Annotated in this window: 11 protein-coding genes; 4 read left to right on the top strand and 7 right to left on the bottom strand. The window is 60.3% G+C overall.

All coding sequences use genetic code 11. From position 1 onward, the window contains the following. Positions 1-5: 5 nt before the first annotated feature. Both fadB and J3P75_RS09365 read right to left on the bottom strand, forming a co-directional pair. Positions 6-2,153 (bottom strand): fatty acid oxidation complex subunit alpha FadB, encoded by a 2,148-nt coding sequence (gene fadB, locus J3P75_RS09370; protein ID WP_434710017.1) that lies wholly within the window; start codon positions 2,151-2,153, stop codon positions 6-8. Positions 2,154-2,682: 529 nt separating this feature from the next. Continuing rightward, positions 2,683-3,120 (bottom strand): hypothetical protein, encoded by a 438-nt coding sequence (locus J3P75_RS09365; protein ID WP_434710016.1) that lies wholly within the window; start codon positions 3,118-3,120, stop codon positions 2,683-2,685. 102 nt (positions 3,121-3,222) lie between these two features. Here J3P75_RS09365 and J3P75_RS09360 point away from each other — a divergent pair, with 102 nt between their 5' ends. Continuing rightward, complete coding sequence (locus J3P75_RS09360; protein ID WP_434710015.1) at positions 3,223-3,660, top strand: universal stress protein; 438 nt, start codon at positions 3,223-3,225, stop codon at positions 3,658-3,660. 173 nt (positions 3,661-3,833) lie between these two features. Here J3P75_RS09360 and J3P75_RS09355 read toward each other — a convergent pair whose 3' ends face one another. Further along, the gene (locus J3P75_RS09355; RefSeq protein ID WP_434710014.1) at positions 3,834-5,756 is read right to left on the bottom strand and encodes an ATP-binding cassette domain-containing protein; all 1,923 of its coding nucleotides are present in this window, start codon (positions 5,754-5,756) and stop codon (positions 3,834-3,836) included. 214 nt (positions 5,757-5,970) lie between these two features. On the opposite strand from J3P75_RS09355, the gene J3P75_RS09350 reads away from it, so the two are divergent. Beyond that, a complete protein-coding gene (locus J3P75_RS09350) occupies positions 5,971-7,899 on the top strand; it encodes a transglycosylase SLT domain-containing protein (RefSeq protein ID WP_093099865.1) in 1,929 nt (642 codons plus the stop codon). An 81-nt stretch (positions 7,900-7,980) separates the two neighbouring features. On the opposite strand, the gene J3P75_RS09345 is transcribed toward J3P75_RS09350, so the two are convergent. Further along, complete coding sequence (locus J3P75_RS09345; protein WP_434710013.1) at positions 7,981-9,774, bottom strand: ABC transporter transmembrane domain-containing protein; 1,794 nt, start codon at positions 9,772-9,774, stop codon at positions 7,981-7,983. Between the two features lie 259 nt (positions 9,775-10,033). Between J3P75_RS09345 and J3P75_RS09340 the strand changes: the two genes are divergently transcribed. Further along, positions 10,034-10,213: a PA1571 family protein gene (locus tag J3P75_RS09340; RefSeq protein WP_434596748.1), complete on the top strand. Its 180-nt coding sequence runs from the start codon at positions 10,034-10,036 to the stop codon at positions 10,211-10,213. 162 nt (positions 10,214-10,375) lie between these two features. On the opposite strand, the gene pdxB is transcribed toward J3P75_RS09340, so the two are convergent. Beyond that, positions 10,376-11,518, bottom strand: a complete 1,143-nt coding sequence (gene pdxB, locus J3P75_RS09335) for a 4-phosphoerythronate dehydrogenase PdxB (protein ID WP_434710012.1) — start codon at positions 11,516-11,518, stop codon at positions 10,376-10,378. A 158-nt stretch (positions 11,519-11,676) separates the two neighbouring features. Here pdxB and J3P75_RS09330 point away from each other — a divergent pair, with 158 nt between their 5' ends. Next, positions 11,677-13,086, top strand: a complete 1,410-nt coding sequence (locus J3P75_RS09330; RefSeq protein ID WP_434710011.1) for an MATE family efflux transporter — start codon at positions 11,677-11,679, stop codon at positions 13,084-13,086. Positions 13,087-13,162: 76 nt separating this feature from the next. Here J3P75_RS09330 and tusA read toward each other — a convergent pair whose 3' ends face one another. Beyond that, entirely contained in the window at positions 13,163-13,414 is a 252-nt protein-coding gene (gene tusA, locus J3P75_RS09325) for a sulfurtransferase TusA (RefSeq protein ID WP_434596741.1), read from the bottom strand. 169 nt (positions 13,415-13,583) lie between these two features. Beyond that, entirely contained in the window at positions 13,584-14,657 is a 1,074-nt protein-coding gene (rlmM, locus tag J3P75_RS09320; protein WP_434710010.1) for a 23S rRNA (cytidine(2498)-2'-O)-methyltransferase RlmM, read from the bottom strand. Positions 14,658-14,675 lie beyond the last annotated feature (18 nt).

The following is a 14,675-nucleotide window of genomic DNA, read 5'->3' as shown; positions in this document are numbered from 1 at the left end:
GGCGCTTAACCGAAGAAGCTCTGGCCGTTCTTGGCCATTTCGCGCAGCTTCGCGGTCGGGTGATACAGCGCGCCCAAATCAGCGTACTGGTCAGCCAGGGCAACGAACTCGGCGACACCGATCGAATCGATATAGCGCAGCGCACCGCCACGGAATGGAGGGAAACCGATACCGTAGACCAGACCCATGTCGGCTTCGGCGGCGGTTTCGACGATGCCGTCTTCCAGGCAACGCACGGTTTCCAGGCACAGCGGGATCATCATCCAGTTGATGATGTCTTCGTCAGTGACTTCGCGCTGCTCGTAAACGATTGGCTTGAGCACTTCGAGCACCGACGGATCGGCAACTTTCTTCTGCTTGCCTTTCTTGTCGGCCTCGTAGGCATAGAAGCCCTTGCCGTTCTTCTGGCCCAGACGCTTGGCTTCGTACAGCACGTCGATGGCCGAGCGACGGTCATCCTTCATGCGGTCCGGGAAACCTTCCGCCATCACGTCACGACCGTGGTGGCCGGTGTCGATGCCGACCACGTCCATCAGATAGGCCGGGCCCATCGGCCAGCCGAATTTTTCCATGACCTTGTCGATACGGACGAAGTCGACACCGGCGCTGACCAGCTTGGCGAAACCGCCGAAATACGGGAACAGCACGCGGTTGACCAGGAAACCCGGGCAGTCGTTGACGACGATCGGGTTCTTGCCCATTTTCTTGGCGTAGGCAACCGTGGTGGCAACGGCCAGCTCACTGGACTCCTCGCCACGGATCACTTCCACCAGCGGCATCATGTGCACCGGATTGAAGAAGTGCATGCCGACGAAGTTTTCCGGACGCTTGAGCGCTTTCGCCAGCAGGCTGATGGAAATGGTCGAGGTGTTGGACGCGAGGATGGTGTCCTCTTTGACCTGACCTTCGACTTCAGCCAATACGGCTTGCTTGACCTTCGGGTTCTCGACGACCGCTTCGACAACCAGATCCACATGGCCGAAATCACCGTAGGACAGGGTCGGACGAATGCCGTTGAGCACTTCCGCCATTTTCGCGGCGGTCATGCGACCTTTGTCAACGCGGCCAACCAGCAGCTTGGCGGCTTCGGCCAGGCCTTGCTCGATACCGTGCTCGTTGATGTCCTTCATCAGGATCGGCGTGCCTTTGGACGCCGACTGATAGGCGATACCGCCACCCATGATGCCGGCGCCGAGTACGGCAGCCTGCTTCACGTCCTTGGCGATTTCGTCGTAGGCCTTGGCCTTTTTCTTCAGTTCCTGATCGTTCAGGAACAGACCGATCAAGCTCTGCGCGGCAGAGGTCTTGGCCAGTTTGACGAAACCGGCAGCTTCGACTTCCAGCGCCTTGTCACGACCGAAGTTCGCGGCTTTCTGGATGGTCTTGATCGCTTCGACCGGCGCCGGGTAGTTCGGGCCAGCCTGACCGGCCACGAAACCTTTGGCCGTTTCGAAAGCCATCATTTGCTCAATGGCGTTCAACTTGAGTTTTTCAAGTTTCGGCTGACGCTTGGCCTTGTAATCGAACTCGCCGGAGATGGCGCGCTTGATCAGTTCAAGGGCCGCTTCCTGCAGTTTCTCAGGGGCAACCACGGCGTCGACGGCGCCGACTTTCAGAGCGTCTTCAGGGCGGTTTTCCTTGCCGGCGGCAATCCACTCGATCGCGTTGTCGACACCGATCAGGCGCGGCAGACGCACGGTACCGCCGAAGCCCGGGTAGATGCCCAGTTTGACTTCCGGCAGGCCGATCCTGGCTTTGGTCGACATGACGCGATAGTCAGCCGCCAGGCACATTTCCAGACCGCCGCCGAGGGCGATGCCGTTGATGGCCGCTACGGTTGGCACGTTGAGGTCTTCGAAATCGCTGAAGATCTTGTTGGCTTCGAGATTGCCAGCAACCAGCTCGGCATCCGGCAGCTTGAAGTTGTCGACAAATTCGGTGATGTCGGCGCCGACGATGAACACGTCCTTGCCGCTGCTGACGATCACGCCCTTGATCGAAGCATCTGCCTTGATGGTGTCTACGGCCTGACGCAGTTCGTTCAGGGTTAGACGGTTGAACTTGTTGACGGACTCACCCTTGAGGTCGAATTTCAATTCGACGATGCCACTTTCAAGAGCGTTAACCGTGATGGCTTTACCTTCGTAAATCATCAACTGATCTCCACGATATGGAAGCTGAACAGTACACGTCGGACGCAGGCGAATGGCTCGGCAGGACGCTTTTTTCGTCAATGCTAACGCCAATCCACCCGGCACACCCGCCAACGCGATAGTCGGGATTCTGTAGGAGCAGTCTGTAAGACAAACGCTCAATTCATACGCCCGTTTGATTTGGGTACGTCACCTTCTCGGAATTCCCGGCAATTGTCAATCGCCCAAAATACCGGTTGAAATGCGACTTTGCGGTCATTTCCGTAGGACGTAGACCTGCAACACGCACTTGCATGTCCAGCCATTCATAGAATCAATAATTAGAAAAATCGCCCTAATCCATCGCAGCCTTTGTTTAAAGGGCTACGCTGGTGGGACTACAGAGAAATGCACAGTGCGCTTGAAACCGCGTCAGCAGAAAAAACTATTTCCGGCCTGCCTGGCCAACCCCGCCCGATGAATCATGTCGGGCTTTTTAATGCGCGTCTGCCGGACTTTTCACACCGTTGCAGTGCGAAAAGTCCGCAGTTCATGCCAGCGCTTTCAGTGTTGCGTCAATATCCTGCAAAACCGCAGCGTCGCCCTTCTCGCCCCAATACAGCGCGATCATCTGCTTGTCGGCGTCGACCTTGAAGACGTTACCCGGCAATTTTTCGAAATGATTGAGCAGTGCACGGTCCTCGCAGACTTCCTGCCACTGATTAACCCACACACCCGGCGATTTCTGCCAGTACGTCCAGCACGCAGGCTGATTGCCGCGACGCGGCCGATAGTATTGCGCACACGGGTTTGGCGGCTGCTGCGTCAGCCAGTGCGGCCATTCCTGGGGCGCCAGTTGCATGGCCAGACCAATGCGTCGCGCTTCGGCGCGCAATGCGATACGCCCGCTTTGCGCGCGCGAAGGGCGCAGCCAGGCCAGCGGACTTAAAACCACCAGCAGGATTGACACCACCAACCAGACCGTCATATCTCTATTCCCCATTCTCGGTGAGCGCCATGTGTCACTTTGGAACCATTGCGCTCGAAACCAGCCATACTTACCACTATTGAAACCTCAGGAGAGCACCTCATGCCCTACCACCACATCCTGGTCGCCGTAGACCTGACCGAAGAGTGCGACCCTGTCATCCACCGCGCCCGTGAGCTTTCGGTCAGCAACGGCGCCAAACTGTCGCTGGTGCATATCGTCGAGCCGATGGCCATGGCGTTCGGCGGCGACGTGCCGATGGATCTGTCACAACTGCAACAACAGCAGTTCGATCAGGCCAAAGAACGCCTCGAGAAGCTGAAATCGAAATATCCCGAGCTCGAAGGCGCCAATTGTCATTTGACCTACGGCCAGCCACGCCAGGAAATTCATCACTTTGCCAAGGATCAGCAATGCGATCTGATTGTGGTCGGCAGCCATGGCCGCCACGGCCTGGCGCTGTTGCTTGGCTCGACGGCCAACGACGTACTGCACGGCGCGCCGTGCGATGTGCTGGCGGTGCACCTGACGAAGCGCTGAAATGCGGTCCCATGTAGGAGTGAGCCTGCTCGCGATAGCGTCCTGTCAGCGACGAAGGTGTCGAATTTCAGGACGCTATCGCGAGCAGGCTCACTCCTACAAGGGAACTGCGCTTACATATGAAAAGCCCGGCGCTCATCCCTGAGCGCCGGGCTTTTTTACATCTGCATCAATCAGGCATCCAGCTCGGCCCAACGCTCCACCAGTGCATCCAGCTCAGCCTGCAATTGCTCCAGCGAAGCGATGACCTTAGCGGTTTCCGCCGGCGGACGCTGATAGAAACCAGCCTCGGCCATTTCCGCTTCGACCACCGCGATCTGCTGTTCCTTGGCGTCGATGTCGCCCGGCAAGGCTTCCAGCTCGCGTTGCAGCTTGTAGCTGAGCTTCTTCTTCGCCGCTGGAGCCGCAGCGGCAGGCGCCGCCACCGATGCCGGCTCAGCGGTGACCACCGCCGAGTTCAAGTCAGCCTTGCCCGATTTGCTTTCGGTCACGCCCAGCAGACGTGGTGAGCCACCCTGACGGATCCAGTCCTGATAGCCACCGACGTATTCACGCACCTTGCCTTCACCTTCGAAGACCAGGGTACTGGTGACCACGTTGTCGAGGAATGCCCGGTCGTGGCTGACCATGAGGACCGTGCCGTTGAAGGTCAGCAGCACTTCTTCGAGCAGTTCGAGGGTTTCGACGTCGAGGTCGTTGGTCGGTTCGTCGAGCACCAGCAGGTTCGCCGGCTTGCTGAACAGCTTGGCCAGCAACAGACGCGCCCGCTCACCACCCGACAGCGCCTTGACCGGCGTGCGCGCACGCTGCGGGCTGAACAGGAAGTCACCGAGGTAACTCAGGACATGCCGGCTCTGGCCGTCGATGTCGATGAAGTCGCGGCCTTCGGCAACGTTGTCGATCACGGTTTTTTCCAGATCCAGCTGATGGCGCAACTGGTCGAAATAGGCCACGTCGATGCGCGTGCCCTCTTCCACTTTGCCGCTGGTCGGTTGCAGGCCGCTGAGCATCAGTTTCAGCAGGGTTGTCTTGCCGGTACCGTTGGCGCCGAGCAGACCGATACGGTCGCCACGCTGCAACACCATCGAGAAATCCTTGATCAGGAACGGTCCGCCCGGGTGAGCAAAACTCACATTCTCGAGCACCATCACCTGCTTGCCGGACTTGTCCGCGGTTTCCAGCTGAATGTTGGCTTTGCCGGTACGCTCGCGACGCTCGCTGCGTTCCACACGCAAGGCTTTCAGCGCACGTACGCGGCCTTCATTGCGGGTGCGACGAGCCTTGATACCCTGACGGATCCACACTTCTTCCTGAGCCAGACGCTTGTCGAACAGCGCGTTGGCGGTTTCTTCAGCGGCCAGTGCAGCTTCTTTATGCACGAGGAAACTGGCGTAGTCGCCGTTCCAGTCAATCAGGCCGCCGCGGTCCAGTTCGAGAATGCGCGTGGCAAGGTTCTGCAGGAAGGAACGGTCGTGCGTGATGAACAGTACGGCGCCCTGGAAATCCTTCAGCGCTTCTTCGAGCCAGGCAATCGCCCCGATATCCAGGTGGTTGGTCGGTTCGTCGAGCAGCAGCAGATCCGGCTCGGAGACCAGCGCCTGTGCCAGCAGCACGCGACGACGCCAGCCGCCGGACAATTCGGCGAGGGTCTTGTCGGCCGGCAGCTGCAGGCGGCTGAGGGTGCTGTCGACCAACGTCTGCAAGCGCCAGCCATCGCGGGCTTCGAGGTCGTGCTGGACATGCATGAGCTTGTCCAGATCGGCGTCGGTGACGATGTTCTGGCTCAGGTGATGATATTCGGCGAGCAATGCACCGACGCCATCGAGGCCTTCGGCAACCACGTCAAACACGGTCCGCTCGTCGGCCACCGGCAATTCTTGCGGCAATTCGCCGATTTTCAGACCGGGGGCACGCCACACCGAGCCGTCATCGGGCTTCTGGTCGCCCTTGACCAGTTTCATCATGCTGGACTTGCCAGTGCCGTTGCGGCCGATGATGCACACCCGCTCACCACGGGCGATCTGCCAGGACACCTTGTCCAACAACGGCATAGCGCCGAACGCAAGGGACACATCGCTGAATTTGAGCAGGGTCATGAGCTTCTCCAAAAACCGGGCGCGTATTCTACCTGAACCAGCGCTCGCGCAGGCCGGCAATTTGTCTGTGGAAGCACTCTGCACAACATTTGTTGCGAACTTGTGCTGCGAGCCCTGCAAAGCTTTCGCCGCTTGCTGGCAAAAGGCTAAGCTACAGACAATTCAGTGCCGACCGAGGTCGGCACTTGTCATGATTTCTCTGCCCGGATGTCTCATGCGCAGTCGCCTTTTCAGTGTTTTGTCCTGTTTGTTTTTCACCGCCGCTGCCGCTCAATCCGCCCAGGCGGTGGACCTGTCCACCCAACGCCAGTATTACGATGAAGCCAAGCGCGCGCTGGCCAAGGGCGATACCGGCCCGTATTTCCGTTACAGCCAGGCGCTGGCCGATTATCCGCTGGAGCCGTATCTGGCTTATGACGAACTGACCGCGCGCCTGAAATCCGCGAGTAACGCCGAGATCGAGAAGTTTCTCGCCGAGCACGGCGATCTGCCCCAGGCCAACTGGATGAAACTGCGCTGGTTGCGCTGGCTCGCCGACCGCGGCGACTGGGCAACCTTCGTCAAGTATTACGACCCGAAACTCAATTTCACCGAACTCGACTGCCTGAATGCGCAATACCAGATCAGCCACGACAAGAAAGCCGAGGGTTACGCCAACGCGGAAAAACTCTGGCTGACCGGCAAATCTCAACCGGCGGCGTGTGACGCGCTGTTTGGCATTTGGGCAGCGGACGGCCAGCTCACCGAACAGAAACGCTGGGAACGCACCAAACTGGCCGCGCAAGCGCGTAATTATCCGCTGGCGAACAGCCTGATCAACGGCTTGACCACCCTCGCCCCGCGCGGTCGTTTGCTGGTCGATGTGGCGCAAAAACCCGAGCTGCTCAATCAACCGTCGCGCTTCACCCCGGCCGATGAACCGATGTCCGACGTGGTCAGCCTCGGCCTGCGCCGCCTCGCCCGTCAGGACCCCGACAAGGCCATGGCCCTGCTCGACGGTTACGCCAGCAGCATGCATTTCTCCCGCGATGAAAAAGTCGCGATCGCCCGCGAAATCGGCCTGACCCTGGCCCGCCGCTTCGACAGCCGCGCCCTCGATGTGATGACCAAGTACGACCCGGAGCTGCGCGACAATACCGTTTCCGAATGGCGCTTGCGTCTGCTGTTGCGTCTGGCCCGCTGGGATGACGCCTATGAACTGACCAAACGTCTGCCGCAGGATCTGGCCACCACCAACCGCTGGCGCTACTGGCAGGCGCGCAGCCTTGAACTGGCCCAGCCACAGAATCCACAAGCCCAGACGCTGTACAAGAACCTTGCGCGCGAGCGTGACTTCTATGGCTTCCTCGCCGCCGATCGTTCGCAGTCGCCATACTCGCTGAACAACAAGCCGCTGGTGCTCAGCCAGGCCTTGATCAACAAGGTGCGCAACACGCCAGGCGTGCGTCGCGCGCTGGAATTCCATGCGCGTGGGCAGATCGTCGACGGTCGCCGCGAGTGGTATCACGTCAGCCGCCATTTCAACCGTGACGAAATGGTCGCCCAGGCCAAACTCGCCTATGACCTGAAGTGGTATTTCCCGGCCATTCGCACCATCAGCCAGGCGCAGTACTGGGACGATCTCGACATTCGCTTCCCGATGGCCCACCGCGACACGCTGGTACGCGAAGCCAAGGTGCGCGGCCTGCATTCCAGCTGGGTGTTCGCTATCACTCGCCAGGAAAGCGCCTTCATGGACGACGCCCGCTCCGGCGTAGGCGCCAGCGGCCTGATGCAATTGATGCCCGGCACGGCCAAGGAAACCGCGCGCAAGTTCAGCATCCCGCTGGCCTCGCCGCAGCAGGTGCTCGACCCGGACAAGAATATCCAGCTCGGCGCCGCTTATCTGAGCCAGGTGCACAGCCAGTTCAACGGCAACCGCGTCCTCGCCTCGGCCGCCTACAACGCCGGCCCCGGCCGCGTGCGCCAATGGCTGCGTGGCGCCGATCACCTGAGTTTCGACGTCTGGGTGGAAAGCATCCCGTTCGACGAAACCCGCCAGTACGTGCAGAACGTGCTGTCGTACTCGGTGATCTACGGCCAGAAGCTCAACTCGCCACAACCGCTGGTGGATTGGCATGAGCGGTATTTCGACGATCAGTGAGAACGAGCTGACACCGAGCCATAAAAAATGCCCGTATCGTTAGATACGGGCATTTTTTATGGTCGGTTACTGGGTCGGTTACTAGGTCGGTGCTTCATCGGTTGAGACCGACCGACCATCATTGAACTGCAACGCCGCCAACCGCGCATACAGCGCATTGCTGGCAATCAGTTCCTGATGCGTACCTATCGCCACAAGCCTGCCCTGATCCATCACCGCAATCCGGTCGGCATTCTTGACCGTGGCCAGACGATGGGCGATCACCAGCGTGGTGCGGTTGTGCATCAGGCTGGGCAGGGCTTGCTGGATCAGGTGCTCGCTCTGCGCGTCGAGGGCGCTGGTGGCTTCGTCCAGCAACAGGATCGGCGCGTCGACCAGCAACGCCCGGGCGATGGCCAGACGCTGGCGCTGGCCGCCGGAGAGTCCGAGGCCGCCATCGCCCAGATGCGTCTGGTAGCCGTCAGGCATCTGCTCGATAAAGTCGTGGGCGTGGGCGATGCGGGCGGCTTCCTTGACCTGTTCCAGCGTCGCCGTCGGGCACCCATAGCGAATGTTCTCCTCAACAGTGCCGAAGAACAACGCAGGCGTTTGTGAGACAAGGGCAAAGCAACGGCGCAAATCCAGCGGATCAAGACTTTTCAGTGGTACGCCGTCGAGAAAAATCTGTCCCGCATGCGGATCGTAGAAACGCAGCAACAGGTCATACACCGTGGACTTGCCCGCACCGGACGGCCCGACCAATGCGAGGGTTTCGCCCGCGTTCACCGTCAGATTCAAGCCATCGACCGCATAGCTTTCTGGACGCGACGGGTAGGAAAACCGCACATCCTTGAGTTCGAGTTCACCTTTGACCCGGGCCGGCAAGGTCACCAGCCCAGTGGTGGGTGGCTGGATGATGTTCTCCGAGCGCAGCAGTTCGGCGATACGTTCAGCGGCACCGGCCGCGCGTTGCAGTTCACCGATGACTTCGCTCAAGGTGCCGAATGCGCTGCCGACGATCAGACTGTAGAAAACGAATGCCGCCAGCTCACCTGCGGAAATCCGCCCGGCCATGACGTCCATGCCGCCGACCCACAACATCACTGCCACCGCGCCGAGCACCAGCACGATCACCAGGGTGATCAGCCATGCGCGCTGAAAAATCCGTTTACGCGCAGTCTCGAACGCCTGCTCGACCGTCGAGGCAAAGCGCTGCTCGTCCTGGACTTGATGGTTATAGGCTTGCACGGTTTTGATCTGCCCAAGGGTTTCGGAAACGTAGCTGCCAATGTCAGCGATCCGGTCCTGGCTCAGGCGCGACAGATTGCGCACGCGTCGGCCGAACAGCAGAATCGGCGCGATCACCAGCGGCAGTGCGATCACCACGATGCTGGTGAGCTTGGGGTTGGTTATGAACAGCAGCACGACGCCGCCGATCACCATCAGCAGGTTGCGCAAAAACAGCGACAGCGAAGAGCCGATCACCGATTGCAGCAGCGTGGTGTCAGCGGTGAGGCGCGACTGGATTTCCGAGCTGCGGTTGTCCTCGTAAAAACCCGGATGCAGATACACCAGATGGTTGAACACCTGGCGGCGAATGTCGGCGACCACACGCTCGCCGATCCACGACACTAGATAGAAACGCGCGAACGTGCCCACGGCCAAGCCTAGCACCAGCAGCATGAAAATCCCGATGGACTGGTTGAGCAGTTGCGGCGAGCGGGTCATGAAGCCCTGATCCACCAGTAATTTGATGCCCTGCCCCATCGACAAGGTAATGCCGGCGGTCACGATCAGTGCGAGCAGCGCGCCAAAGGCGTGCCAGCGATACGGCAGGAGAAAATGACTGGTCAGACGCAAAGCGCGCCGGTGCCGGGAAGAAAGCATCGAAATCATGGAATTCACGTCTGCGCTGGGTGAATAGGGCCTGCCTGTTGACTCAGATGGGGTGGAACTCTGTAAATCACAATGAGTCAGGTTAAATATGCCCGTGATCACAAGATGCTAGAAACGATTGGTCTAAGGTTGCGGTTGAGACGAGCGGCCATTTCTGTTTGAGTAAAGATGCCGTTCGCCGACCGACCACAGGGAGTTGTCACAGCCCGGTCACGCGGCGGTTTTAATCTAGGCGCACAACCTGATGAGGAGACAGGCCATGTCCTTGCAACACACTAGCGAAGACAAGATTCAAGTGATTCGCACCAAGCCCGATCAGTCTCTGGGTTGCTCGATTATCGATAAGGACGGGCGTGAAGTACCGATCACTGAAGGCATGATCCAGAATGCGTGCCGCGAACTGGACAAGCGATTGGTCAAGCCTGCCAAACAAAAATGATATAGCCACCGTCTTCCTGACCCGGCCGTGTTTGCCGGGTTTTTTATGGGTGCAATCCAGGACCGGTGTTGCGGCCTTCGCGAGCCTGCTCCCACAGAGGATCTACCGCGCACGCAAAACCTGTGGGAGCGAGCCTGCTCGCGAAAGCGTCGCCGCGGTTTTCTAGACTGCCACAGCCCCCAGCGCCGCGACGATCTGCGCCAATGCCGGCGCCTCCCCTTCGATCCGCACCTGCAAACCTTCAATCTCGCGCCGCACCGGATACTGCTTGCGCAGCACATCAAACGCCGCACGCTGCTCAGCGACATTGCCTACAAGGCTGCGGCGAAAATCCGCATCGTCGCGGCGTGGGTCATATACGCCACGACACAACATCGCCAGCGCCCACGCCGGATCGCTGTCGGCGTGCAGCGAGACTTGCGACAACCACGGCGCCGGCAGCAGATCAGCGAGCTGAATGCTCGCGGGTTGGCCGATGAAGGCGCAATACGCCTGATAAATCTGCGCCGTGCCGCGCTGCTTGCCATCGAGGCTGTAACCGGCGATGTGCGGGGTCGCCAGCACGCAGAGATCCGCCAAGGCAACGTCGACTTCGGGCTCGGCCTCCCAGACATCGAGCACGGCCTGCAGATCTTCGCGCTCCTGCAGCACCTGACGCAGCGCGGCGTTATCCACCACCGGGCCGCGTGCGGCGTTGATCAACCATGCGCCGCGCTTGAGCTGGCGCAAGCGCTGCTGATCAAACAGATGCCAGGTCACCTCGTCACCGCTGCGGGTCAACGGCGTGTGCAGGCTGATCACATCGCACTGCTCGATGATCTGCTCCAGGCTTACATAATCGCCGCCTTCGGCAGCCTGCCGCGGCGGGTCGAAGACTTTCACCTCCCAGCCCAGGCCTTTGAGCACCTTGATCAAGCGCCCACCGACCTCACCCGCACCAACGACGCCGTAGGTGCGCTGGGCCAGATCGACACCTTCGATTTCAGCGAGGGTCATCAGGCTGCCCAACACATAATCGACCACGCCACGGGCATTGCAGCCCGGCGCACTAGACCAGGTAATGCCGGCCTGATCGAAGTACTCCAGATCCAGATGATCGGTGCCGATCGTGCAGGTGCCGACAAAGCGTACCTTGCTGCCCTCCAGCAACGCACGGTTGACCGGAGTCACCGAGCGTACAAGCAGCACGTCGGCCTGCTCGACCGTTGCACGGTCCATAGCGCGGCCGGGCACTCGGCGGATTTCGCCGAAACCGGCAAAAAAGGCATCGAGCAGCGGGATATTTTCGTCGGCAACAATCAGCATGGCGGGCTCCTTGGGCGGATCGGCAGTTTAGGTGCAGATCGACCGTCGGGCCAGCAGCCTTTGCGCTTACAAATCCGTAACGAGGATTTTTCCTGACTGCAATGTCAGCGGCGTAGAATGCGGCGCCTTGCGCATCAACACCTGTGGACGTTTTGCCTGTGAATTCCGTAACTGATCAACCTGTCGCCGTTTGCCTTTCTCGCCCCGCGCGGATTCGCCTGGAGCTGAAAACCCTGCTCGCCCTGGCGTTGCCGATCATCATCGCGCAACTGGCGACCACCGCCATGGGCTTTGTCGACGCGGTGATGGCCGGGCGTGTCGGGCCGAAGGACCTGGCGGCAGTGGCGCTGGGCAACTCGATCTGGGTGCCGGTGTTTCTGCTGATGACCGGCACGCTGCTGGCGACCACGCCGAAAGTCGCCCAGCGCTTTGGCGCGGGCACGCACAGCGAGATCGGCCCGATTGTCCGTCAGGCTCTATGGCTGGCGTTGGTGGTCGGTCTGATCGCCACGGCGATGCTGCTCGCTGCCGAGCCCGTTCTGCACTTGATGAACGTCGATCCGGAATTGATTGGCCCGTGCATGCAGTATCTGCACGGCATCGCCAGCGGGCTGCCAGCGGTGGCGTTCTACCATGTGCTGCGCTGCTTCAGCGATGGCCTGGGGCGCACACGGCCGGCGATGGTGTTGGGCCTGTGCGGTCTGGCGCTGAACATTCCGCTGAACTACATCTTCATCTATGGTCATTTCGGCGTGCCGGCCATGGGCGGCGTCGGCTGCGGTTGGGCCACGGCGATTGTGATGTGGGTGATGGCACTCGGTCTGGCCGGCTACGAGCGCTGGGCTCCGGCGTATCGCTCAAGCGAGCTGTTCAGCCGTTTCGACTGGCCACAGTGGGCGGTGATCAAGCGGCTGCTGGCGATCGGTCTGCCAATCGGTATTGCGGTGTTTGCCGAGTCGAGCATTTTTGCGGTGATCGCCCTGCTGATCGGCAGCCTCGGCGCCACAGTGGTCGCCGGGCATCAGATTGCCCTCAACGTCAGTTCGCTGGTGTTCATGATCCCCTACTCGCTGGGCATGGCCGTCACCGTGCGCGTCGGGCAGGCGCTGGGTCGTGAGGAGCCGCGTGAGGCGCGTTTTGCCGCCGGTGTCGGCATGGCCACGGCGCTGGCCTATGCCTGTCTGTCAGCGAGCATGATGCTGGTACTGCGTGAGCCGATTGCGGCGATCTACACGGCTGATCCGACAGTGATCCACATTGCTGCGATGCTGATCGTCTATTCGGCGCTGTTCCAGTTTTCCGATGCGATCCAGGTCACCGCCGCCGGCGCCCTGCGCGGTTATCAGGACACGCGGGTGACGATGATTCTGACCCTGTTCGCCTATTGGGGCATCGGCTTGCCGGTGGGTTACGCCCTCGGCCTGACCGACTGGCTCGGCGAGCCACGCGGCCCGAGCGGTCTGTGGCAGGGTCTGATTGTCGGCTTGAGCTGTGCGGCGCTGATGCTGTCGATCCGCCTGACCCGCAGTGCGCGCAAACGCATTCGCATCAGTCGCTCGGCTGGCTGAGCAGTTTCTACCGCAGCAAAAAAATGTGGGAGCCAGACTGCTGGCTCCCACAATTGTTTAAGCGTTGGCCTCGGACTCAGGCGTGTTTCTTGCGAATCCAGTACAGGTAAGTACCGGCCTCTTCGCGCTTGCCGACCAGTTCATGGTCGAGGAACACGCAGAATTTGGGGATATCGCGCTGGGTCGACGGATCGGTGGCGATGACCTTGAGCAGGCCGCCAGGCACCAGGTCACGGATGTGCTGGTGCAGCATCATCACCGGCTCAGGGCAATTTAGGCCGGTGGCGTCGAGGGTGCCGTCGACCGGGGTATCGAACATTTCACTCATGGTTCACTCCTGAAACTGGCCGACATTGTCGCGCATTGCCGGGGGGGCGGTCACCTGTGGTGTTACGCCACACACGCCTGTGTGCGAGCCTGCTCGCGAAGGCAATCTGTCCATTGGCTGACCCAGCGCTTTCGCGAGCAGGCTCGCTCCCACAGGGTTTCGTGTTGTGTCAGCGCGATCTGGCTTTCTTTGTGTCATGCCGGCGCAAATGGCAGGTCACTTCTTCGCGGTCGTGATACAGCTGCTTGCAGCCAATATCGACTTTGATCCCGCGCGCCTTGAAGCCGTCGGCGATGCGTTCGAGCAAACGCTTCACTTCGGCATAACGCTGTTTCATCGGCAGCTTCAGATTGACTACCGCCTCACGACAATGGCCCTCGCCGATCCACTCTTCGAGCATCGCCGCGTTACGCGCCGGTTTCTCGACGATGTCACAGACCATCCAGTCCACCGGTTGCTTGGGCTTGAAGGTAAAGCCGTCAGCCATCAAATGCTGAACCAGCCCCGTGTCCATCAGGCTTTCGGCCATCGGGCCGTTGTCAATGGCGGTCACCAGCATGCCGCGATTGACCAGTTGCCACGTCCAGCCGCCGGGAGCGGCGCCTAGATCGACGCCGGTCATGTCGCTGTGCAGACGATCTTCCCATTGATCACGTGGAATGAAATGGTGCCACGCTTCTTCCAGTTTCAGCGTCGAACGGCTCGGCGCCTCGCGGGGAAATTTCAACCGGGGAATGCCCATTGGCCACATCGCCGAGTTACCAGCGTCGGCCATGCCGAGAAACACTTCGCGGCCACTTTTAAACGTCAGCAGCAGGCGCGGCTTGCTGACGTCGTCCACCAGTTTGCCGGCAGCGGTCAGGGCTTTGCGCAGCGGGCCTTCGAACTTCTTGCAGAAGTTCGACAGCTCCTTGCCGTCGTTGGTGTCGACTACTTCCAGCCACAGGCTGCCGCAGAGCGGGAACTCGGCCATGTGCGCGAGGATCACGCTGATACGGTCGGTTTCCGGCAAATCGATGAAGAAGCCGCGCGCCCATTGCCGCGGGAAAATCAGCTCGGCGAAACGCTGACCGCGCATCAGGCGCTCGGCGCCGTCTGCTTCGGTGCAGACAAACTCGGCGTACGCTGTGGCCGCTTTAGCCTTGGCGTAACCGGCCACGTTCAGTTGGGCGGCAAGGTCGGAAATCTCCGAACAGACTTCGCCTTCGAAGCCTGGCCGGCAATGCATGAATAGGGTGTTCATTGTTACTCCTGGGCAAAG

This window comes from Pseudomonas sp. R1-1 (assembly GCF_051132135.1).
In the GTDB taxonomy this organism is placed as follows: Bacteria; Pseudomonadota; Gammaproteobacteria; order Pseudomonadales; family Pseudomonadaceae; genus Aquipseudomonas.
Note: the sequence above shows the minus strand (reverse complement) of the source record. Positions and strands in the feature narration are given on the sequence as shown.